Source organism: Rouxiella sp. WC2420, from assembly GCF_041200025.1.
Taxonomy (GTDB): domain Bacteria; phylum Pseudomonadota; class Gammaproteobacteria; order Enterobacterales; family Enterobacteriaceae; genus Rouxiella.
Genome location: NZ_CP165628.1, coordinates 3,544,422 through 3,565,068, shown reverse-complemented (window position 1 = coordinate 3,565,068; position 20,647 = coordinate 3,544,422). Strand labels below are relative to the sequence as shown.

The 20,647-nt window shown below is 46.4% G+C and carries 33 protein-coding genes; 13 read left to right on the top strand and 20 right to left on the bottom strand.

The features are described from left to right. Positions 1-66 precede the first annotated feature (66 nt). Positions 67-498 carry a lysozyme inhibitor LprI family protein gene (locus tag AB3G37_RS16585; protein ID WP_369788524.1) on the top strand — a complete coding sequence of 144 codons (432 nt, stop codon included), beginning with the start codon at positions 67-69 and terminating at the stop codon, positions 496-498. Between the two features lie 130 nt (positions 499-628). Here AB3G37_RS16585 and mnmA read toward each other — a convergent pair whose 3' ends face one another. The 3 genes from mnmA to rluE form a co-directional block, all read right to left on the bottom strand. Further along, positions 629-1,738 carry a tRNA 2-thiouridine(34) synthase MnmA gene (gene mnmA, locus AB3G37_RS16580; protein ID WP_369788523.1) on the bottom strand — a complete coding sequence of 370 codons (1,110 nt, stop codon included), beginning with the start codon at positions 1,736-1,738 and terminating at the stop codon, positions 629-631. A 168-nt stretch (positions 1,739-1,906) separates the two neighbouring features. Beyond that, the gene (locus AB3G37_RS16575; RefSeq protein WP_369788522.1) at positions 1,907-2,353 is read right to left on the bottom strand and encodes an NUDIX hydrolase; all 447 of its coding nucleotides are present in this window, start codon (positions 2,351-2,353) and stop codon (positions 1,907-1,909) included. Continuing rightward, positions 2,346-2,972, bottom strand: a complete 627-nt coding sequence (gene rluE / locus AB3G37_RS16570; protein WP_369788521.1) for a 23S rRNA pseudouridine(2457) synthase RluE — start codon at positions 2,970-2,972, stop codon at positions 2,346-2,348. The genes AB3G37_RS16575 and rluE overlap by 8 nt, the downstream gene beginning before the upstream one ends. Positions 2,973-3,118: 146 nt before the next feature. Between rluE and icd the strand changes: the two genes are divergently transcribed. Further along, positions 3,119-4,372, top strand: a complete 1,254-nt coding sequence (icd, locus tag AB3G37_RS16565) for an NADP-dependent isocitrate dehydrogenase (protein WP_009635798.1) — start codon at positions 3,119-3,121, stop codon at positions 4,370-4,372. A gap of 123 nt (positions 4,373-4,495) precedes the next feature. Here icd and AB3G37_RS16560 read toward each other — a convergent pair whose 3' ends face one another. The 11 genes from AB3G37_RS16560 to rdgC all read right to left on the bottom strand — a co-directional run bounded on the left by AB3G37_RS16560 (position 4,496) and on the right by rdgC (position 10,365). Beyond that, on the bottom strand, positions 4,496-5,620 hold the full coding sequence (locus tag AB3G37_RS16560; protein WP_369788520.1) for a phage integrase Arm DNA-binding domain-containing protein: 1,125 nt from the start codon (positions 5,618-5,620) through the stop codon (positions 4,496-4,498). Beyond that, positions 5,604-5,846 carry an excisionase gene (locus AB3G37_RS16555; RefSeq protein WP_369788519.1) on the bottom strand — a complete coding sequence of 81 codons (243 nt, stop codon included), beginning with the start codon at positions 5,844-5,846 and terminating at the stop codon, positions 5,604-5,606. The genes AB3G37_RS16560 and AB3G37_RS16555 overlap by 17 nt, the downstream gene beginning before the upstream one ends. A gap of 41 nt (positions 5,847-5,887) precedes the next feature. Beyond that, positions 5,888-6,190 carry a hypothetical protein gene (locus tag AB3G37_RS16550; RefSeq protein ID WP_369788518.1) on the bottom strand — a complete coding sequence of 101 codons (303 nt, stop codon included), beginning with the start codon at positions 6,188-6,190 and terminating at the stop codon, positions 5,888-5,890. Then, positions 6,187-6,486: a hypothetical protein gene (locus AB3G37_RS16545; RefSeq protein WP_369788517.1), complete on the bottom strand. Its 300-nt coding sequence runs from the start codon at positions 6,484-6,486 to the stop codon at positions 6,187-6,189. The genes AB3G37_RS16550 and AB3G37_RS16545 overlap by 4 nt, the downstream gene beginning before the upstream one ends. Continuing rightward, the gene (locus AB3G37_RS16540) at positions 6,486-6,968 is read right to left on the bottom strand and encodes a hypothetical protein (protein ID WP_369788516.1); all 483 of its coding nucleotides are present in this window, start codon (positions 6,966-6,968) and stop codon (positions 6,486-6,488) included. Before AB3G37_RS16540 ends, AB3G37_RS16545 begins: the two co-directional genes overlap by 1 nt. Then, positions 6,958-7,263 (bottom strand): hypothetical protein, encoded by a 306-nt coding sequence (locus AB3G37_RS16535; protein ID WP_369788515.1) that lies wholly within the window; start codon positions 7,261-7,263, stop codon positions 6,958-6,960. The genes AB3G37_RS16540 and AB3G37_RS16535 overlap by 11 nt, the downstream gene beginning before the upstream one ends. A gap of 117 nt (positions 7,264-7,380) precedes the next feature. After that, complete coding sequence (locus AB3G37_RS16530; protein ID WP_369788514.1) at positions 7,381-7,626, bottom strand: hypothetical protein; 246 nt, start codon at positions 7,624-7,626, stop codon at positions 7,381-7,383. Between the two features lie 7 nt (positions 7,627-7,633). After that, positions 7,634-8,167: a hypothetical protein gene (locus tag AB3G37_RS16525; RefSeq protein WP_369788513.1), complete on the bottom strand. Its 534-nt coding sequence runs from the start codon at positions 8,165-8,167 to the stop codon at positions 7,634-7,636. After that, a complete protein-coding gene (locus AB3G37_RS16520; protein WP_369788512.1) occupies positions 8,164-8,808 on the bottom strand; it encodes a 3'-5' exonuclease in 645 nt (214 codons plus the stop codon). The genes AB3G37_RS16525 and AB3G37_RS16520 overlap by 4 nt, the downstream gene beginning before the upstream one ends. 33 nt (positions 8,809-8,841) lie before the next feature. Then, positions 8,842-9,363, bottom strand: a complete 522-nt coding sequence (locus AB3G37_RS16515) for an HD family hydrolase (RefSeq protein WP_369790979.1) — start codon at positions 9,361-9,363, stop codon at positions 8,842-8,844. An 84-nt stretch (positions 9,364-9,447) separates the two neighbouring features. Further along, positions 9,448-10,365, bottom strand: coding sequence for a recombination-associated protein RdgC (gene rdgC, locus AB3G37_RS16510; RefSeq protein ID WP_369788511.1), 918 nt, complete (start codon positions 10,363-10,365; stop codon positions 9,448-9,450). 719 nt (positions 10,366-11,084) lie between these two features. Between rdgC and AB3G37_RS16505 the strand changes: the two genes are divergently transcribed. Both AB3G37_RS16505 and AB3G37_RS16500 read left to right on the top strand, forming a co-directional pair. Beyond that, positions 11,085-11,336: a bssS family protein gene (locus AB3G37_RS16505; protein WP_369788510.1), complete on the top strand. Its 252-nt coding sequence runs from the start codon at positions 11,085-11,087 to the stop codon at positions 11,334-11,336. A gap of 142 nt (positions 11,337-11,478) precedes the next feature. Then, on the top strand, positions 11,479-11,649 hold the full coding sequence (locus AB3G37_RS16500) for a hypothetical protein (protein ID WP_369788509.1): 171 nt from the start codon (positions 11,479-11,481) through the stop codon (positions 11,647-11,649). A gap of 259 nt (positions 11,650-11,908) precedes the next feature. On the opposite strand, the gene AB3G37_RS16495 is transcribed toward AB3G37_RS16500, so the two are convergent. Then, positions 11,909-12,115, bottom strand: a complete 207-nt coding sequence (locus AB3G37_RS16495) for a hypothetical protein (RefSeq protein WP_369788508.1) — start codon at positions 12,113-12,115, stop codon at positions 11,909-11,911. Positions 12,116-12,255: 140 nt separating this feature from the next. On the opposite strand from AB3G37_RS16495, the gene AB3G37_RS16490 reads away from it, so the two are divergent. Then, positions 12,256-12,429, top strand: a complete 174-nt coding sequence (locus tag AB3G37_RS16490) for a hypothetical protein (RefSeq protein WP_369788507.1) — start codon at positions 12,256-12,258, stop codon at positions 12,427-12,429. Here AB3G37_RS16490 and AB3G37_RS16485 read toward each other — a convergent pair. From AB3G37_RS16485 to AB3G37_RS16465, 5 genes are all read right to left on the bottom strand, one after another. Further along, positions 12,426-12,641 (bottom strand): hypothetical protein, encoded by a 216-nt coding sequence (locus AB3G37_RS16485; protein WP_369788506.1) that lies wholly within the window; start codon positions 12,639-12,641, stop codon positions 12,426-12,428. The two genes, AB3G37_RS16490 and AB3G37_RS16485, sit on opposite strands and share 4 nt — an antisense overlap. A 62-nt stretch (positions 12,642-12,703) precedes the next feature. Beyond that, positions 12,704-13,815 (bottom strand): IS3 family transposase gene (locus AB3G37_RS16480; protein ID WP_369788505.1). Its coding sequence is split into 2 segments (ribosomal slippage): positions 12,704-13,554 and positions 13,554-13,815, totalling 1,113 coding nucleotides; the frame shifts between segments, so codons are not numbered across the junction. A 530-nt stretch (positions 13,816-14,345) separates the two neighbouring features. Further along, entirely contained in the window at positions 14,346-14,645 is a 300-nt protein-coding gene (locus tag AB3G37_RS16475) for a hypothetical protein (protein ID WP_369788504.1), read from the bottom strand. Between the two features lie 3 nt (positions 14,646-14,648). Beyond that, positions 14,649-15,074, bottom strand: a complete 426-nt coding sequence (locus tag AB3G37_RS16470) for a hypothetical protein (RefSeq protein WP_369788503.1) — start codon at positions 15,072-15,074, stop codon at positions 14,649-14,651. A gap of 35 nt (positions 15,075-15,109) precedes the next feature. Further along, a complete protein-coding gene (locus tag AB3G37_RS16465; RefSeq protein WP_369790978.1) occupies positions 15,110-15,748 on the bottom strand; it encodes a LexA family protein in 639 nt (212 codons plus the stop codon). A 105-nt stretch (positions 15,749-15,853) separates the two neighbouring features. Here AB3G37_RS16465 and AB3G37_RS16460 point away from each other — a divergent pair, with 105 nt between their 5' ends. The 8 genes from AB3G37_RS16460 (at position 15,854) to AB3G37_RS16425 (ending at position 20,646) form a co-directional block, all read left to right on the top strand. Then, a complete protein-coding gene (locus AB3G37_RS16460) occupies positions 15,854-16,051 on the top strand; it encodes a Cro/CI family transcriptional regulator (RefSeq protein ID WP_369788502.1) in 198 nt (65 codons plus the stop codon). Between the two features lie 25 nt (positions 16,052-16,076). After that, positions 16,077-16,544 (top strand): YmfL family putative regulatory protein, encoded by a 468-nt coding sequence (locus tag AB3G37_RS16455; protein WP_369788501.1) that lies wholly within the window; start codon positions 16,077-16,079, stop codon positions 16,542-16,544. Continuing rightward, positions 16,541-16,813 carry a hypothetical protein gene (locus AB3G37_RS16450; protein WP_369788500.1) on the top strand — a complete coding sequence of 91 codons (273 nt, stop codon included), beginning with the start codon at positions 16,541-16,543 and terminating at the stop codon, positions 16,811-16,813. The genes AB3G37_RS16455 and AB3G37_RS16450 overlap by 4 nt, the downstream gene beginning before the upstream one ends. Beyond that, complete coding sequence (locus AB3G37_RS16445) at positions 16,810-17,685, top strand: conserved phage C-terminal domain-containing protein (protein ID WP_369788499.1); 876 nt, start codon at positions 16,810-16,812, stop codon at positions 17,683-17,685. Before AB3G37_RS16450 ends, AB3G37_RS16445 begins: the two co-directional genes overlap by 4 nt. Next, positions 17,669-18,418 carry an ATP-binding protein gene (locus AB3G37_RS16440; protein WP_369788498.1) on the top strand — a complete coding sequence of 250 codons (750 nt, stop codon included), beginning with the start codon at positions 17,669-17,671 and terminating at the stop codon, positions 18,416-18,418. The genes AB3G37_RS16445 and AB3G37_RS16440 overlap by 17 nt, the downstream gene beginning before the upstream one ends. Continuing rightward, positions 18,415-18,768: a hypothetical protein gene (locus AB3G37_RS16435; RefSeq protein WP_369788497.1), complete on the top strand. Its 354-nt coding sequence runs from the start codon at positions 18,415-18,417 to the stop codon at positions 18,766-18,768. The genes AB3G37_RS16440 and AB3G37_RS16435 overlap by 4 nt, the downstream gene beginning before the upstream one ends. Next, on the top strand, positions 18,765-18,929 hold the full coding sequence (locus AB3G37_RS16430) for a LexA family transcriptional regulator (RefSeq protein ID WP_369788496.1): 165 nt from the start codon (positions 18,765-18,767) through the stop codon (positions 18,927-18,929). The genes AB3G37_RS16435 and AB3G37_RS16430 overlap by 4 nt, the downstream gene beginning before the upstream one ends. An 88-nt stretch (positions 18,930-19,017) precedes the next feature. Further along, a complete protein-coding gene (locus tag AB3G37_RS16425; RefSeq protein WP_369788495.1) occupies positions 19,018-20,646 on the top strand; it encodes a hypothetical protein in 1,629 nt (542 codons plus the stop codon). The last annotated feature ends 1 nt before the right edge of the window (position 20,647 follow it).

Below are 20,647 nucleotides of genomic sequence, written 5' to 3'. Positions count from 1 at the left end.
ATGGCAGAATTATCGTCCAGTTGCGCGCAGAATCACCGACTGGGTCACCTCAAAAAGGAAAATCAGATGAAGAAGTTAGCCTCATGGGTGTGCTGCATTGGTGTGTTACTTACTGCTATGGCGGCACATGCTGCAACGCCGGGTAAGGCAATCGATAAAAAAATTGAGGATTGCTCCAAAAAGGCCGTCTCGACCTTGGACTCTGAAGGCTGTTTGCAACAGGGGTACACCGACTGGGACAAGGAGTTGAACGTCCAATATCAGGCTCTGTTAAAAGGGCAATCTGCGGCGGCTAAAAAGGCTATCGTTCAGTCACAGCGCGATTGGCTGGTTTATCAGAAATCGTATTTCGCCGCGTTGGATAAATTTTATCAGCAGCAGCAGGGCACAGTCTGGGGAATTGTCGATTTGCAGGCCAAGCTCGACTTTATTCGCAACAAGGCGATTGAGTTAAATACCATGGCGGCGAGTCTGGACGTTAGCGGCGGGAATGGCTAATACCTTTCATTTTTCATTTTTCATGCTGCAGCTGTCATGCTTCCTTATTACCCCAGTCACTTATCTATGTAAGCTCATAGGGGAAATTAGGTTGCTACCTTGCTGCAGCATCAAATCTATTGGGTATGAATTATTGAATTAGCGGGATGCGTTGCTCAATAACGCCGCCGCCAAGGCAGATTTCACCCTGATAGAATACGGCTGACTGGCCCGGAGTGACTGCCGCGACAGGTGATTCAAAGCGAACTTCGATACGGTTGTCGTCGAGCGGTGTAATCACGCAGGGAATATCTTCCTGACGATAGCGTGTTTTCACTACGCATTGCACAGCAGTAGAAATTGGCTGGCGATCGACCCAATCCAATTGCTGGGCGATCAGTCCAACGGACATCAGACGCGGATGCTCGTGGCCCTGTGCGACATAAAGAATATTGTTGGCCACGTCTTTATCGACCACATACCACGGATCTTCTCCGCCGTCTTTTTGACCGCCAATGCCCAGACCCTTGCGTTGGCCAAGGGTGTGGTACATCAGACCCTGATGCTGCCCCATGTCCTGACCGTCAACGCTTTTGATAGGACCCGGTTGGGCTGGCAGATAGCGACCCAAAAAATCACGGAATTTACGCTCGCCGATAAAGCAGATACCGGTGGAATCTTTTTTCTTCGCCGTCACCAGCTCTTGCTCTTCCGCGATGCGGCGAACCTCTGGTTTCTCGAGTTCTCCGACAGGGAACAGGCTTTTGGCAATTTGGTTGCTGCCGAGCGTGTACAGGAAATAGCTTTGATCTTTATTGCCATCGAGGCCGCGCAGCAGCTGGCTTTGCCCGTTGCTGTCCTTGCGACGCACGTAGTGCCCGGTGGCAATATAGTCAGCACCTAAATCTTCAGCGGCGAACTCCAGGAAAGCTTTGAACTTGATTTCTTTATTGCAAAGAATATCCGGGTTTGGCGTGCGTCCGGCCTTGTATTCCTGCAGGAAATGTTCGAAAACGTTGTCCCAGTATTCGGCTGCAAAGTTAATGGTATGCAGCTTGATGCCCAGCTTGTCGCTTACCGCTTGCGCATCGGCAAGGTCAGTCGCGGCGGAGCAGTATTCTTCATCGTCGTCCTCTTCCCAATTCTTCATAAAGAGCCCCTCGACCTGATATCCCTGTTGTTGTAGCAGGTAAGCAGAGACTGAGGAGTCGACGCCGCCGGACATCCCGACGATCACTTTTTTCTGGCTGTTGTCTGACATAGCAGTTCCAAAACATAGAGTCATAACCCGTTTAATGCCGTTCAGGCGAGGATGAAGGCCGCGCGCCAACGACATTTTTTACGGGGGCTTAAAAATAGCGGGAAGAATTTTATCACGTTGCCGCCTTTGCTGCACCGCCGATCGGTGCGGCGGGCAAGAGAGCGTCAATTAGTGTGGAAGATTGTAATTGCCCAGAAGATCCAGCGGATAGCGCGCGCCTTGTTGATACAAACGAATACTTTCTGCCACTAGCGGGGAGCGCAGCTCGGCCGAGTTGATAATTTGTTCGGCACTTAGCCAACGACAGCCAGAGATATCGCTATCTTGCGGGAAAGTGGCCACAATCTCAGGTAAATCAATCACAAACGAGAAACGCAGGAAAGAGGTTTTATCCGGAGCCTGCCATTGGTGCAACCCAAGGAAAAATTGCGGTGGTGCATCAAGGCCCGTTTCTTCAAACAGCTCGCGTTGAACAGCGGCAATCAGCGTTTCATTGGCCTCAAGATGTCCCGCAGGCTGGTTTAGGGTCAGCTTGCCGTTGACAATTTCCTCAACCAGCAAGAATTGTCCCTGGGCATGAACCACACAGGCGACAGTTACGTTCGGTTTAAACATAAGGTATTTCCTTCCATTGTCCCGGAGCCAAATCGCCAAGGGTAAGATCACCCATGCTGTAACGGATAAGACGTAAAGTAGGATAGCCGATATGCGCCGTCATGCGTCGCACCTGCCGGTTTTTACCCTCATAAAGCGTAATTTTGAGCCAGCGGGTAGGAATATTTTTACGTTCACGGATTGGCGGCACGCGCTCCCAAAGCCATTCAGGTTCTGCAACGAGTTCAACTCCAGCAGGGAGAGTTTGACCATCTTTAAGCGGCAATCCTTGGCGGAAGGCTTTCAAAGCAGATTCTTGTGGTTCACCTTCAACCTGGGCAAAGTAAATTTTGGCGGTACGTTTACCTGGCTGAGTGAGCTTCGCCTGCAACTGCCCGTCATTAGTCAGCACTAACAGACCTTCACTATCGCGGTCTAGGCGACCGGCCGCATAGACGTCGGTAATAGAAATATAGTCTTTTAACGTTGCTCGCCCAGCTTCATCGGTAAATTGCGGTAACACATCGAAAGGCTTGTTGAAAAGCAGCACCTTACGTGGCTTTTTCGAGTCTTGACTTTCTCGATGAGACTGGGTGCTGAAACGTTTAACCTTGTGATTCTTAACAAATAATTTATTCATGATGGTTGTAGTTGAGAATAATTAGCGCATTATACTTGAAAAAGGTTTCGGTTTGGCGTCGGCAAATTATTGAAGTAATATTAACCGGCATCTTACAAATAATTAACATAAATCATTAACATAATAGTGCGCTGAAGGAGAGGTTAATGGAAAGCAAAGTTGTTGTTCCTACTGAAGGTACCAAGATTACCGTTGATGCCAAAGGTAAACTGGTCGTTCCCAATAATCCTGTCATTCCTTACATCGAGGGGGATGGTATTGGTGTCGATGTGACCCCGGCAATGCTCAAGGTTGTCGATGCGGCGGTCAAGAAAGCGTACAACGGTGAGCGCAAGATTTCCTGGATGGAAATTTATACCGGTGAGAAATCCGTTGAACTTTATGGTCAAGACGTTTGGCTGCCGCAGGAAACGCTGGATCTGATCCGCGAGTACCGCGTTGCGATCAAAGGCCCATTGACCACTCCGGTCGGTGGCGGCATTCGCTCACTGAATGTGGCTTTGCGTCAGCAGCTTGACCTGTATGTCTGTCTGCGCCCGGTTCGCTATTACACCGGTACGCCAAGCCCGGTCAAACGCCCGGAAGATATCGACATGGTAATTTTCCGTGAAAACTCAGAAGATATCTATGCTGGCATCGAATGGAAAGCAGGTTCTGCCGAAGCAGATAAAGTGATTAAGTTCCTGCAAGACGAGATGGGCGTGAACAAAATTCGCTTCCCGCAGCAATGCGGCATCGGCGTTAAACCTTGTTCGGAAGAAGGCACCAAACGCCTGGTACGTGCGGCCATTGAATACACTATCACCAACGATCGTGATTCACTGACTCTGGTTCACAAGGGCAACATCATGAAATTTACCGAAGGTGCCTTCAAGGATTGGGGCTACCAGCTGGCTCGCGAAGAGTTTGGCGGTGAACTCATTGACGGTGGACCTTGGGTCAAAATCAAGAATCCTAACAATGGCAAAGACATCATTATTAAAGACGTTATTGCCGATGCCTTCTTGCAACAGATTCTGCTGCGTCCGGCTGAATATGACGTGATCGCCTGTATGAATCTCAACGGTGACTATATTTCCGACGCATTGGCGGCGCAGGTTGGCGGCATTGGTATCGCACCGGGCGCAAACATTGGTTCTGAATGCGCACTGTTTGAAGCTACCCACGGCACGGCACCGAAATACGCCGGACAGGATAAAGTGAACCCTGGTTCAGTGATCCTGTCTGCGGAAATGATGTTGCGTCATTTGGAGTGGTTCGAAGCGGCAGACCTGATCGTTAAAGGTATGGAAGCGGCGATCGCCAAGAAAACCGTGACCTACGATTTCGAACGTCTGATGGACGGCGCCAAGCTGCTGAAATGCTCTGAGTTTGGCGATGCGATGATCGCTAATATGTAATGCGGTCATTTTCAAAATAAACATGGGGCGGACGCAGGTCCCCCTTTGTTTTTAACCCTCTAAATATTCCTCTGCAAAACCCCTGCAAAACTCTTCTGCAAAACTGTACAAAATACGCACTGATTAAATCGCCAAAACAACCCAGTCCTTTCCTCGGTCATCGTTATAGCGATCTGTCATTTGCTGGTTTTTGTGGCCTAATAACTTTTGTGTGTCGATGCCCTGGGCACGGTAAAGCCGTTCTGATAGTGAGCGCTGTTCGTGGAATGTTGGCGGGGTACCTTCCGTCCACTTTAAGCCGCTGCGATCTCGAACCTGGGAGAACGATGACGTTATAGAAGCGGCTGAAACTTTACCCCCACGCTTTGCTATTCCTGTGGTGTGATGGATGTGCAAAATATAGGGGCTAACAATCATATCCCGGCAACGATTTATAATATCCCTCAGAGAAATGTCCAACGCATCGCAACGCAGTGAAAGCGGGATCGCCAGCTTCATTCCCGTTTTCTCCTGTTCAACATGCAGATGGTCATCCCATATATCGGAAAACTTCATTCGCGATATATCACCCAGGCGCTGGCCAGTAGCGACGGCAAGGAGCATAGAATTTTGTACGTACTTTTGAGCACTCTCAGCCGCTTTAAAAATCACTTGCCACTCTTCAAGATCAAAACGTTCTCGCTGAACTTTATTCACTGGCTTTCTGGTGGCCATCGCTGGGTTGTAGCCTGGACTAACCTCGCCGGCATGCTGCGCTTCTTTATAGACATCAACTAACACCATGCGCACAACCTGGGCCATTCTGCGCTGTCCCTTGTCTTTATACTGCTCGATGATGGCAGCGATGTCCTTTGCTCCAACCGACTGCAGTTCCATAGACCCACATTCACGCCTGAAGGTTTCAATGGGGGCTGTTTTTTGCTTAAAGGTGTTCAACTTTATTTCGGCAGCCTTCAACCTTTCCTTCTGGATCATGAGATACTTATCCAGCCAACTCGTAACAGTAATCGACATCCCAATTTTGGTACTAATCCTCTCCTTTATCGTAAACATCTGCTTCATTTTTTGCTCGGCAAGCCGGGAGTTCGCCTCAATCGCTATTGCTTTTGCTTCCTCTTCGTTATCACCTAAACCATGAAACTTCCCAGTGAACGGGTGTTTATAACGCCAGTAAACTTTTTTGGTTCTGGCGTCGGTATAACAGGACAACCCAGGGATGTTCACGTTGTATTTACGTGGACGTGCCATCTTCGAGAATCCTCATTAAACGTGGATTATCATCCTTCAAGATAACGGGTTTATCAGCCATGCCAATGAATCGCGCTGACGCTTCAACACGCCAGCAACGCCCAGCCTTAAAGGGTGGGGGAGATATCATGCCGCTTTTTGCATACCTCAGCAGTGTTGGTTTGCTGGGTATCGGCGCGGAAAACTCATCCCGAGCCCATGCATCTAACGTTAATGTTCTCGCCATAAATTACTCCATATATTAACCTGCTGCACACAGGGTGATATTTAAGTGCTTGCTGGTGGAAACTCTGCCACGGGATCAGCAGATAAAACGCTAATGCCAGCGGCTTCAACAGCTTTACGGTCCATAACTCCACGAACGTTATATCCATCCATAAAATCCGAAGAAATATTGGTCTTAACGGCATCAGACATCTGCATGTCTTTAGGGAACTTCACCGGCTTAACCTCGGCGGCGCGGCGGGCGAGGAGCTCTTTTGCTATGTTCTCTGCCTCACCCCACCGTAATGAAGGGGATCGTCTTTCCATAATTTCTATAAGACGTTCATCACTGATTTTATCGCTCATGCTTCACTCCAAAAATCCTCAATTGCCGCGCCCATTCGCTGCAACCATTCTGCGTATTTCAGCGCGGCTTCTCGCTCCGACCCGTAATCTTTTGGAAAACCTGCCATAACCATATTGGCGGTATAATGACGGTAGTCCAGCCTGCCAGATATAATCAATTCTTGGTCAATAATGGACCTGCTGTTCTTACCAATTACCGGAACCGTTCTTGAGGCTTGCTGGACATAATAAATTGTTTCAGTAGTTCTGTTTTCACGGTCAAGCTTGTAGGAAATTAACTGCGAAAATGTCGGCATCACGCCTCCTCGCCATCGACAGTTTTAACGGTGATGCCAGCAGTCTTGTACTGGTTGATTGCCCAGTCGGTTGCAGAACACCAACCTTCGGCATACTGCCTATCAAACCCGCTTCTATGCATAACCTCACCAACAGTTAGTTTTTCCAACACCACGACAGGTGGCGCAGGGTGGGTAAACAGTGGCTGGTATTCGTACCAGATAACGGTTGGTTTTGGTGCTCCTTCTACAAGCACTCTAGTGTCAATAGTCCAGTGGTCTGAAATTCCATACAATTCACGTCGTTCGGCTGTCGCTCGGCAAGCCCATGCCACAGGCACCGCCGCCCCGCGCAGCGCGGCAATCTCGGCCTCTGCCGCTTCGAGTCTGGTAAATACTGACCTAATTTCATCTTTGCAACGCGAACAGCTGCCGCAGCCACTACCGAATTGAAGGGAGCCTTTGCAAATAACTCCCTCTACGAGCAAGGTTTTATTGGTCATGAGGTTGCTCCTTCATCACTAGGCGGCCATCCATCAGTGCCTCTTTAATAGCGTTAAATTCCCAGCAGTAGATATTGGCATCTACGTAGACCCGCAGTCCTTCACGATAATCGTGCTTCTTGCGCTTAATGAATGCCTCCGCGCCTTCTCTGGTGAAATGGCTATTAACGTATTCCCACTCCTCGCTATATCCGATGACGGTGTGATTTTCTAACTCCCCTACCGCACCAGTTAAAAAACTCCTGGACGGTATTTGCAGACATTGCGCCCCAATATGCCGTCCAAGAACTGCCATAGCAGCTGATGGTGATTTTGCCTTTGTGCTCGGCAATGTTGTCCACGATCACTTCAACTGGGTCTAGATTCTTGAGCTCGGTTAAACGGAGCCTGGTAATCTGTGAGTTTTCAATTTTCACGATTTAACTCCTTCACCAAGTTTCGCTAATTCGGTGTTAAACACCGCTTCATCAACCCAGATAACAAGCCCAACCTTATTAGTGCCGGCCAGTTCTCCAACTGCTGTGACTGCATCAGTTTTAAAAGAGATAGTGGAGTGGGCTTTAGCGGTGCGGATGCTGGTGATAGCGTGGTTTAGGATTTGGTAGTTAATGCGATCGTCACCGATCACTTTGATGAGTTGGGACACTCCAACTTTCATAGGCACCTCACAAGCGCATAGGCATGACGATGACGGAGGCTTTACCGAATGCTCCAGTGATATCAATTTGAGCAGACCCTTCTGGCCCGTTTGGCTTGATCGCAATCCCTGACCATTTGCGGTTATAGAGTTTTACCAATTTTTCAATATCGCTGAGATAACCGGCATTAAATCCAATCTCATGAACTGCAACGTTTTGTTTGGGTAAAACGCGTTTATAATCGGGATATTTTCCATCGATCATTTCACCGAGCGCCAAGCCAACTTTTTTATCAACACTGTCTAGGTAGGTTACGACCCCAGATTCGGTATCAATCGTCAGGTGATCAAACGCAATGAAACGAGGGCCGGTGATTCTGACGATGACATTTTCCGTTAACCCTTCAGTTTCATGCTCACCGATAAACATTCGATGACCGTCAGTGCTAATTAATTTCTTATCCGGAGTGAAGCAGATCCCGCAAAGGTAATAGCGTGGATCTTTCTTTGCCATAAAAATCATGGCGCCGAGGATTGCTTGTTTGGATGCGGTAAGGATCATGCTGTCACCTTTTTAAATTCAGAAGAGGGAACAGTGTTACCGTCGTTCATCATGTATGCGGTCGCCATCTGTTCAGCGTCGCCCATAGCATCGTGGAGGGCATTGTGTTTGATCATTGGGAAGCAGGGCTGGTGGTCTTTGATGTAGCCTTTGCCGCCGCGCACCATTGCATCGATGTACGTTCGAATGTCCCGCTTGCCGTTATATTTCCACGGGCAGGTGATTCCTGCAGCGCGATAAGCGTTTTCTAAAATAGAGCCGTCAAAGTCGGTACCGCGAAAGAAGATCCGTGCATCCGGATGTGTTGCTATCCACCTCTTCAAGTCTGAGAGGGATTCACCCAGGCTAAGACGTTGACCGGTCAGGGCTTCATGAGCCTCTTCGCCTTGCTCATGCCACCATTTCTGGGTTGAAGGGCTGACAGTGCGGCCTGACATCAACTGGTCGAAAGAATCAACACAGCGATAAAATGCGAACTTGGAGTTGTCCTGCAGCTCAATGTCATTTGATACATCCATGATTGCCTGCTGCGTTGTGTTCAAGTCAGTTACATCGAAAGCAAAAGCGCCAATCGAGAGGATTAGCGCTGTTGTGGTTACATCCATCGTTTCGGTATCGATGGTGATTGCGTTTACTGTCATGGTTATCTCCACAATGCCTGTCTGCAAACAGGGTTAGTACGGCTGGACTTCTTCCCAGCGCTTGAGGAACTGGGCGCGGGCCTGCGCTGGGTTAAGCGGGCAAATCGGTTGAGCGCATGGCTCTATGCCTACCAGAACAGGCCATTCGGTACCGTCATAAAGTTCAAAGTCGCGTCGCTCGGTGGCCAGCATGATCAAGTCAGCTTTTTTAACCTCAGGACTCATTACCAGTGGTATGCAGTATTTGAGGCGTATAACTTTATCCAACCGGGCTTCTACTCGTTTGTAGTCGGGTAGCAGCAGCTTTAGCGGCGCGGGAATGTCTTTGCAAAATGCCTCGGTGGCATCATGGAGTAGGGCTTCCCATGCGAGGTGCGGAGGCACCAGGTAACTGGTTAAGACGGAATGCTGGGCCACGCTGTAGAACTGCGGGATTTGCCCGTTAAAACGGCATTCATGGGACAAGCCCTGAGCGATACTATCTTTATCGAAAACGTGAGGGTCTGGCGCGGTGTAGTCGAGGTACTTACCAGAAAAGGTGGCAATACGGGTCATAGAAATCTCCACAATGAAAAAGACGCCTGCAAGCGCCGGTAACACTTCACGAAGCCACCCGGTTACGGGTGACTTGATGAATTGCTAACGCTGAATTTCACCGCCGAGTGATTGGAAGAGGTTGTTATACAGAGCTGATAATTCGCCAGTGAAAAGCACAAAGTCGGCATCGAAGCGCTGTGCGGCATCTTCACGATCAATATCATCATTCTGCTCAAGTAAAGCGTCAGAAAACTTAATGCGTTTGATGGTCAGGCTATCATTGAGAGAGAACCCAATTCGCTCCTGCCAATTCAGGTCCAGAGTGGTAACAAGTTTGCCGCTTTCTATATGAGCGCTAATCTCATCACTAACTAAAGCCTGCCTTTTACAGCGGACAATCCCTCCCTGTTCCAGAATGGCTTTTAATTCAGCCGAATCTCCCAGAGCAAAACCAGCTGGCACATTGCCGTTGCGCACCCACTCAGTAAGAGTCAGCTCGATAGGTGTTTCCATGGTCACCGGCACGACAGGCAAGGATCCCAAACTCTTTCGCAAAAGTGCCAAAGCATCTTCAGCGCGGCGTGAGCTCGGCGTGGCGACTGTGATCAGACTGGTTGAAGTGTCAATCCAGATAAATACCTGAGATTGCTTAGTAAAAGCGCGTGGCATGAGAGTATGTAGAACCTCATCCCTTATCGAGTCGCGCTCTGTTTTCTTCAATTTGCGGTGCTGTTCCAGCTCAATTTGTTCTGTTTTGTTAATCAATTCAGCCTTGATTACGCCCGAAGGGAGGATCTTTTCTTCTTTCTGTACACAAAGCAGAATCTGGCCGTTTACTGAATGCGTTAGTGAATCACTGAGCTTTCCCATCGGCGAAACCCAGCCAGTTTTCGCCATGTCCTGGCTACCACATGGCGAAAATACGAAATGCGAAAGCTGAGTGTTCAACTCATCAATGTTCAAAGATACCTCACGGTTGAGGCGGTAAATCACGATGTTTTTAAAGAGAGGATTAGTCACGGGGCAATCTCCAAGGTAAAAAAAGCACCAGGCTTCTGCAAAAGACTGGTGCTAGACGGTTACTCCACATAGAGAAGGGGTCAACGGGGCTTATACTGTACAAAGGTTTAAGGGGTAACCGTTGGCCCCTTCTCTATTTGTTAGTAAAAGCGAACAAAATTTAGCCAAAGTGATATTGTCTATGGTGTGGGAGAATTCTTAGTCACCTTGGTTAAGGTTCTATTCCCCCTGGGAGTGAAGTCATGCCGGACATCATCGTTTCATGTAAGAAATGTCAATCAACTCAATTTGATATCCTAGCCGCTACGACAAGAAGTAAAGTTATTAATTCCATGGTTTGTAGGGTATGTGGGCATAAAGTTGTAATAGAAGAAATAATGGATTTTATTGTCTATCCGTATCGACCTTAGTCTGTTAAAAAAACTAAAATCCATGGTCTTTTTAATTAAAGTAATTTTATTAATTTTGCTAAATTTAAATATTAAAAAAGCGGCTGGCCAAGTCGAGACACTACACTTACCTACTTCTTAAAAGTGGATTAAGTTGACTAGCTGCTAAATTTAAAAAAATTTTGTTATGACCTTTTAAATACTTCTGGAATTTAGTCTAGAACTGGCAGTTTTCCTAAATATTTATAATGCGTCCTGTACGATGGTTTCATAATAAACTTTGAGTTAACCTATTGAGTTACCAGTACACAATTTGAAAAAGGAATTGATTTGTCTGAAAAACAAGATGTTTCTGTGTTTCCTGTTACCGGTTGGCGTGTCGGTCCGCTATTAGGACATGATGTTATTCTTATGCAATTTCATTTCATCACATCAACTCTGCATCCCTTGGATGAATCTCAAGACGGTATTCTTTACGGTATTACACCCGACATGGCCCGCGCTCTCATAATTCAGCTTGAGGGGAGTATTGAGTCCTTTAGAACCTCCCAGATTTATTCACCGGACGAAACTAATCACTAAAATAGTCATGCTCAAAAATGAGTTCGTATTTTCTCACTTACTCAGGGAGCGATATTTATTAGACTTTGATGCTGCTTGACCCGCTTATCAAGGGGGTTGGGAGTAAAATTACATTATCCCACTAATCTTCGGAGAGTTTTAAGTGACCAACGAATTTGGAAGTCAAATTACGGAAAAAGGTAAGGATGTTTTTGAGCTAGTTGTAGAATATCTCTTAGCCAGAAGGCAATCCCTCGTTGTGCCCGATTTAGCAGCCCTTATGGAAATTTATGAGCAAACAATCAACTCTTCCAAAGAAGCAGCTAAAGACTAGTTAGTATTGTTGTATGCCGTCTCTTCCGGCTGTCAAACCTGATCGCCACAGCGGTTACCAGACCCTTCCCACTTCAGGATCCGGATTGACGACACTCACAGTCTCGCATTGTGGGTTATGCCTCATTACGCGGTGAGTTCGCGCCCCAGCGTTAGCCAACTCATCTGGGGAAAGCAGTGTTAACGACAGTACGCTGTCAGCCTGGCTGCTAAAGCAGAAACTTTATTCATGCGCCTGATACAGTAGGCGCAGGGTAAAGTCACTTTTTCTTCTTGTTTGGAGAAAAAACCTTGTAACCTGAAAGCCTCAAAACGTTCATTAATGCCCATAGCTGTTCCTCAGAAAAATCAGCGGCAAGAATTTCTTCTGGCGTCATCTCCTTAATAGGTGCGGCTATGTAAAGCTCACCATGCTCCTGCTTGTCTTGCCATTTAGGGTCATTCCTCCATGGGGCATAATTTCGCATCTTCATTACTCCTCTTATCTAACGTTGGGGTAGGGGTTAATGCTGGGATTTTTAGCCACGCCCAGCCGTGATTTCCCTGCTTTCCACAGTCAAAGGAAACTGATAATTTGTTCATTCCACGGTCAATTAAGGGATGTAAAATGCCAGACACAATAAACCCCATCCATAACAAATACATGGCATCACAGCAAATCATTATTGAGTTGATAAGGGCTGGAAAAATCTCAGTTGGTAGTGCAGATTCAGCTGCAAAAGAAATCAATTCTTTATACCAGCAACTAGTTGATGGTTATCAAAAAACACACGGACGCTAATTTTTATAAAGCTCAATTAAGGCCGATTTAACAATTTGAGCCAGCTTAACTGCTGGCTCATTATCAATTGGCTGTGAAATAAGCATCAATTCTTTAAGCAATTCTTCTGCATGATTCCTTGTTGATTCAGGTAATTCAAAAAATTTCATCTTCTCTACTACGCTAAGTGGTATTGCCAAAACCCTCGCAAGCAAGGGCAGTGGTAAGGACACTTATTGATTCAGATGATCTGGACTCCCAGAATCCCCGCGGGTGCGGTGTAAGCATACCTGTTTTAGTTCCACGCACTTTTTGAGAGTTCCGGTTTTTCAGCTATCAGCCGGTATTCTTCCGGCGTCAGGTTATTCAGGGATTCATGAGGCCGCTCGCTGTTGTATTCCGTCAGCCAGCGCTCTGTGATTTCCCGTGCTTCATTCAGCGTTCTGAACAGATAAAAATCCAGTATTTCGGTCCGGTACGTTCGGTTAAACCTTTCTATAAACGCGTTCTGTGTTGGCTTACCCGGCTTGATAAATTCCAGCATCACGCCATGCTCTTCGGCCCATTGCGCCAGAGCCAGTGATATCAGTTCCGGTCCGTTATCCATTCGCATCTTCAGCGGATATCCACGATTTGCCGCTATCCTGTCCAGCACCCGCACGACACGCTGTGCCGGGATATTCAGGTCAATTTCGATAGCCAGAGCTTCACGGTTAAAATCATCGACGACATTGAAAGTCCGAAAACGTCGGCCACATGTCAGCGCGTCGTGCATAAAATCGATGGACCAGCTTTGATTGAGCGCTTCCGGCGTTGCCAGCGGAGCCGGATTGCGCACCGGCAGGCGTTGTTTACCCTTGCGACGAAAATTCAGTTTTAACAGACAGTAAATCCGGTGTACCCGCTTGTGATTCCAGACGTGCCCCTGCCTGCGAAGCACCTGAAAAAGCTTCTTAAATCCGTAGCGAGGGTAGCGTTCAGCCGCCTCAGTCAGGCTCTGGATCACTGCTTCATCACGTCGTGTATCCGGTTGATAACGAAACACCGTCCTGCTCAGCGATAACGTCCTGCATGCCTGGCGTAAGCTCATCGAAAACTGCGCGGTCAGATAGTTGACGAGCTCACGCTTTACCGCTGGTTTTAAAGCTTTTTTTCGATGACGTCTTTCAGCGCCCGGCATTCCAGACTCAGATCGGCAAACATCTGCTTCAGACGACGATTCTCGTCTTCAAGATCTTTGATCTTTTTGATATCAGCGGCTTCCATCCCGCCATATTTCGCCTTCCAGTTGTAATAGCTGGCTTCTGAAATAGCGGCCTCGCGGCAGACATCTTTGACGGTTCGTCCGGCTTCGACAGACTTAAGAACGGCGATGATCTGGTGTTCGGTGAATCGAATCTTACGCATGGCGATCTCCTCAGGGGACATAATCAGTATGCCGGAAGATCTCTAAAAGTGAATGGTTCGGTTAAGAGGGATGCTTACAGCGGGAGTTGAATCAGCCTGATTGTTAAAGAGCGGTGCAAACACGGTGCTGCATGTTTGCTCAATGGATATCAATGTAGGATAACTTACATATTGACGTCAAGATTATTTGTAGGAAAACTTACATTTTTATTTAAAAGTTCATTGAGAAGGGCAGAATAGGTACATGAGTTAAGGGATTGCAGGCGAAAAAAAGCCCGCTATGACACGGGCAAGTATTCTCGGAACAAAGGAACATCAGTCACCGCTAGAGCGGTGCCTAAGTAAGTTAGTCTTATTGATGGTATTAAATGAGGTCGAACGAACACTTTATGTCGAATCTGACTTTTGCGCACAATGGGCACAATAAACAGAACAATTGACTTTTTATCCGGTGGATATGAGAACGTAAGGCAAAAAAAACCACCGCAGAGGGTGGTTATCTTTGAACTATCTGGTGGGATATTGATCAATCAAAACCAATGAAAACCTTTGGCCATCATGCCAGCAAGCCCTAAAGCAACAGCTATGAGTGCTCCAAAAATCAATCTGAAATCAGTGCGAGCATCTTTCTTTATCTCACGCACATCGTCTTTTATCTCTTTTATAGAGTTTTTAATATGCTCAACATCAGATTCGAGTCTGGCTATTCTTATCTCCATATCACCTCCACCGCCACCGCTTTTACTATTTACAAAACCTTCTTCAGTATGCTCCTGAGAAAAAGTATTGTCTAACTTGGTTTTGCTATCGAAATTAAAAACCTGACCCATTTTTTACCTCATCTTATGCCAGGCAGTTGAAGCGATAAAATAACTATCCATTTCATCTTGAACGGCTTCATCTTTCAGCAAAGTAGCGTTTACCCTGTAAGTGCCTTCGCTAACTAAGATATGCTCTTTAGGTTGAAAAACGATATGGAGGACTGTTTCATTTTCCGTACTATTGTACTCTGTTAGATTAAATGGAGTAAGCGACTGGATCTCATCATGTATGGGTTTGCCTTTATCATCAAAAACATCAAATCGAAGATTAAAGTAGGGATCTGATTTTGGAACTAAAATATAAGCACCCACAAGGAAATTTATTGGGGCAGGGAACTGCTCAAAATTAAAAACAGCTTGATTGATAACACTGGAATTCCCATCACCAAATTTAAAAATTTCAGCTGTATACAGTGATAAAACTCTAAAAACTCTCATAATCATAACCCTTAATCATAATTAATTAATGATGTTCAAGGTAGGTTTGCAATCTTTGCATCAACCACAACACCAATAATCGTACAGTTCCCATTGATAGGGATCATGCTGTACTGAGGGTTAAGTGGTTTGAGGTACTTGTTCCCGGCATCTGTGACAAACTTTTTAAAGGTAGCTTCGTTGTCATTTTCGATTTTCGCTACTACCAACTTTCCATTGATTGGCTCTACTTCTGGATCAACTAGGATAACCATACCTTCTGGGATACTCAGCCCAGCTGGTGCAGTCATTGAGTCACCTTTAACATCTAACCAGAATGAGTGATCGGAGCATTCGACAGTGGTTTCATACCAGCGGTCGATAGATTTGCGATGATATGATTCTACTGCCTCGGCCCAGTGTCCCGCGCTAACCCAACTCAGAACCGGGAAAGAACCTTTGGGCTCATATGGACCTACGTAAGAAACATTTTCTTCTGCTTTTTTTGTTCCATCTACAAGCCACTGAGGGTGACATTTTAGGGCAGCAGCAAGCATCTGGAGGTTTTCACCACCAGGTTTATAGTCACCAGATTCCCAACCGGTAACTGTAACGCGATTGACCTTGATCAGCTTAGCCAAGTCAGCTTGCGTTAATTTCAATTCTTTTCGCCTAGAGCGAATACGTTCATTCATTTCCATGTAGGCAATCCTAACATTAAGCAATGTAGGATTCCTTGACTCCTTAATGTAAGTTATCCTACAATCGTTTTGTCGCAAATCTAATAATTGAAGGGAAAAATGATAAAAAACGAAGTTATCACTTACTTCGGAGGTGTGGGAAAAACGGCTAAAGCGCTAGGCCTCTCTCATGCATCCGTATCTGGATGGTCCGAACTCATTCCAAAGGGAAGAGCTTTCGAAATTCAGGTGCTTACAAAAGGCGCTCTAAAGGTGGATGTAAGCCTTTATGACAAACCTACAGCAACAGCCATTTAAAGATAACTACTAAAGCGAGATCAACATGGTAGACATCAAAGAGACAGTGAAAGCGATGTGCAAGGCGTTACCAGGTGGCCGGTCTGCTATGGCTGGTGGTTTGGGAATGACCTTGGCTCATTTCAATAACAACCTTTACGAAAAGAACGGGTGCCGCTTCTTCGAACACCACGAACTGGAAGCAATGGAAGACCTATCAGGGACAAGTTTGTTGGCCGAATATTTTTCTCAGCGGCGCGGGGGTATGCATGTGGATATTCCTGCCTATGAGGAGTTGGACCAAGTTTGTTTATTTGAAAAGGGCGTCCGCACTGCCGCTAATCGTGGTCATGTTGATCAGATTATAGAAAAGTCTTTGGAAGATGGTGTGATTACTCAGGACGAAGCAGACGAAATTATGACATATCACAATCGCCATATTTCTGCCCGTGAAGATGAAGTGAGATCAATCGTTCGACTTTATTCGAAGTCACTTAAGGCAGGTAAGAAATGATTAATCAAAAAGAGGTTGGTGTGCAGGTTGCAGCCCGCACACCGGTTTGCGCCAGCTCTTCATTGTGGAATAACCATCGCTTGGACAGTCTATCTGATCCGCTATCTAAACCGCAAATCCGCTGTTTACCACTTTGTGGCAAGGGAGATTCATACCGGTATGTTGGAAATGTACAGGGCGTTGATGAAGTCATCAACTACCCAGACTTGCCTGCAATTGTAGAAGCTAAGCGAGTGCAACTCATCCGGGAGTATGGGGCTTCTTTATGAGCATGACTTTGATGGCTAAAGCCATGAGTATAAAAGTGGGCAATCACCTGCGTAAGTTGGTTCTCATCAAGCTTGCCGATAATGCCAATGATAAGGGTGAATGCTGGCCGTCTTATCAACATGTAGCGGACCAATGCGAATGCAGCAAAAGCGCGGTTAAAGGGCATATTAACTCTCTGATTGATATGGGTCTTGTCTTGAAAGAGAACCGTCTTGGCGTGAACAACGGCAAAGGTAATACGTCGAATCTTTACTATTTGATGCTAGATAACCCTGTGTCATCAGAAAGCATAGGGGGTAGGGCACCAAAAAACACACCCCCTATGGCACCAGAAAACCCACCTGTAGTATCTGATGCCACACCCCCTGGGGCAGCAGATGGCACCAGAATCAGTCACCCTTTAGAACCAGTCAATGAACCTTTAAAACCCTCTTGTCAGCTTCCTGCGGAAACCGACCCTGAGGTTCAAGTCACTGACGATGCCAAAGCGGTTTTGCAGCACCTGAATCAGCTTACTAACCGCCGCTGGCAGGTCTGTAAATCCTCATTGAGCGGCATTCGTGGCCGCTTGAGAGAAGGTTTTACAGCTGAACAGTTGCTGCTCACCGTTGATTACATGGTTGAGAAGTGGCGCAACGACGAAGAAATGTCGGACTACCTGCGGCCGACAACGCTTTTCCAGCCAACAAAGTTTCCTGGCTATCAGGGTTCAAGCGAGGCGTGGGAAAAGAAAGGTCGCCCAGCCCGAGTGAATGGCAAATGGGTGCGCAGTTCTCAGCTGACCAAGGCAACCGGCGACATCCCTGAAGGCTTTAACCAAAACCTACCTGCAGCACCAACCCAAGGAGGCACTGATGATGACTTCATCTAAATCGGCCAACGTGATGGCGCGGTTCCTTGCTTTGAAACCGGCACACGTTGAAGCGCATTGCAAAACTGGTTCTGAACTCATGGCCTGGCAGCAGGAGGAGGGGCTTAAGGCATCAAGGTTGGTTGCAGACCAGAACCGTCAGGCGCGCATTGAAAAAATTCTCGGTCGTTCGGGGATCCAGCCACTTCACCGCGACTGTGGTTTTAAAAACTACCTCGCAGAAACGGAAGACCAACAGCAAGCGCTTGCGCTGGCTAAGTCCTATCTGCGCGACTTCGGTAACACCCACGGAGGATTCGTTTTTTCTGGCAACGTAGGTACTGGTAAAAATCATCTGGCCACTGCGATTGTGCGCTCACTGATTACCAAGAACAAAGCCGCAGCAATCATCACCGTAGCTGAGTTGTGCCAGAAATTCCGCTCTACCTTCGACAAGAGCAGCCCACTGAAAGAAGCCGATCTGATGCGCGATATCTGCCGTCTGGATTTACTGGTGCTGGATGAAGTCGGTGTACAGAAGACGGCAAACAATGATTTTGAAATCAATTTGCTGAGCCAGATTATCGACCGCCGCCAGTTGCAGCTTAAGCCTACTGGCATGCTGACCAACCTAAACCACTCCGAAATGTTTGCACTGCTGGGTGATCGAATTATGGACCGTCAGACCAACGGTGGTATGTGGGTGCCGTTCACCTGGAATAGTTTCCGCAGTCGCAAAGGGGGCAGGGCATGAGAAAGATTCGTTTAGAAGTAGATGAGTTCGAGCGTGCAGCGATTAATGCAGGTGTGCGTGACGTCATTAGGGCAACGAACCTGAAAGATGCGCCTAACTCCCAGCTTTACCGAGTGATTCAGGCAGCAATGGGACCGGACTGGCACACCCTACGCGATTTGGAGCTGTTGGTTTTGAACATGTTCGGACAAGCCGACACACAGCCAGCCATCAGCGCCCGGCTGCGAGAAGTTGACCCGATGGTGCATGGACTACGTAAAGATAAACGCGTGGTTAGGGATTTGGATACAGGTAAACAGGTTTGGTTTTATCGCTTAGTAGCCACGAACTACGAGGACAAAGCAGCATGAATATTTTGACTGAGCAGCAGGGAAAAGTATTGGAATTCATCGCTGGTTTTATCGAGAAGAATCACTTTCCTCCAACGCGCACAGAAATTGCGGATCATCTTGGTTTTAGGTCCGCGAATGCTGCCGATGAGCATGTTAAGGGATTAGTCCGTAAAGGTTAACGCCCAGAATCTTGATCATCTTTCAGCTGATCAAGTCAATGAAAACTGGAATGACCGCCTTGGTAAGGCACGTAAAACATGGTTCGGCATGGAGCAAGATCATGCTCGGCAGTTGATCAGTCAGGAAAACAGATTTCAGGATTTTTTATTGGATTCTGGGTATGAGTTTCTCGGGCAGTATGAAAATGGACCGTTAACCTTTACAGCCAGGAATCAATTTATACGGTTTGATAATCAATATTATCGAATAAATGCGACAACTGATGTTGGATTTACAACCACTGGAATTAATGGTGCATCGTTTATTAATGATGTAACGCATCTGGTTTTAATGGATGGCGACACGCTTAGGCAAAATCTTGCTGGATCAGATGGAGCTAGTTTAATAGGGTTTAGAGAATCAAATGTTAGTAATGCTCTATCTCAAATTATGCGACTTGAGGATATTGGTGTTGCACCTCCTTTTTTAGGATATGACGAGATTAATGATCTTGTACTTATGAAGATACAAGAGGCCTTGGGTGATACTAATTTATTACACACAGGTTCTTTATCTATTTCGCACACACCTACAGGTTTAACCCGAGGCGCTACTGGGCTTTCTATAAGAAGCGGGCAACCCAGCACTAATGCAGGAAATCATGGTGGGTTGGTTCCTCAGGTGACCGGTGTTAAATCTGCAATGGAGCTTTACGATTTAGGCACACTTGATGTGGTGGCGCTTTATTCTGATTGCACATTGACACCAAGAGAAGCGTGGAAGAATGTTTCTTCTTGTACTTATTCTTCAAATACGGCAACTTTTTCCAGCGCTGATACTATTGCTGCTAGTTTAATTAAAGTTAACTCAGTATTAGTGACGAAGCATGCTATACCTTGCAAAGGGATTGTAAAATCAATTTCAGGAAAAACCGTTACTGTAGATATGTGGGCGAACAGCAACAGTACAACAACTACGCCAAGTGATAATGTTGGCCTGGTTATTAACCCATTTAACAAGGGCTGGGCAGGTAATCTTAATATAATAATACCTGAAGACACGGATTATATTACGGCAACAGGGTTAGAAATAGGGATCCTTAATAAAGGGATACAAAATCCGAACTCATTAAATGGCATTGACATGGTAGTCCTTGATGGAGAATACGGTGCTACTGCTGGGTTTTATGCACACGGAGCTACACTACACTCTTGGGCTTATGGGTTCCTTTCTGCTGGCAATAGTAATAACTTCGTTTCGCAAAGCGGAGTAACTCAGCCATACAATGGTTTTGTGGAAAGATCTAATGCGACGGTTGGATTCCGATTTTCTAATCTTAACGCTTTCGCTACAGAAGTTTGGGCAAAAACTGAAAATGAAACTGAGGTCTCTCCGTCAAAATTAACTAGAATAATAGACCCAAATGGCTGTGATGTTAAAAAACCCGAGTTAATACTTCAGATCGGTTCATCAATTAAAATGCCAACTAACTACCCATTGGGTTATATTAATGTGCCTGGTATTACAATAACTTTACCTGCTATTGCAGACCTTCCGCAAGCAGGGTATAAATATACGTTTAGATTGTTTGAAATAGGGAGTTATAGTTTTTTAACATATAATAATGAATCGCAAATCAATGGTTATTCTACTTTCGAATTTACAACAACTAAAATTTATCAAACCGTAGACATACAGTTTGATGGCACATACTATCAACTTTTCGGACCTTACTAAT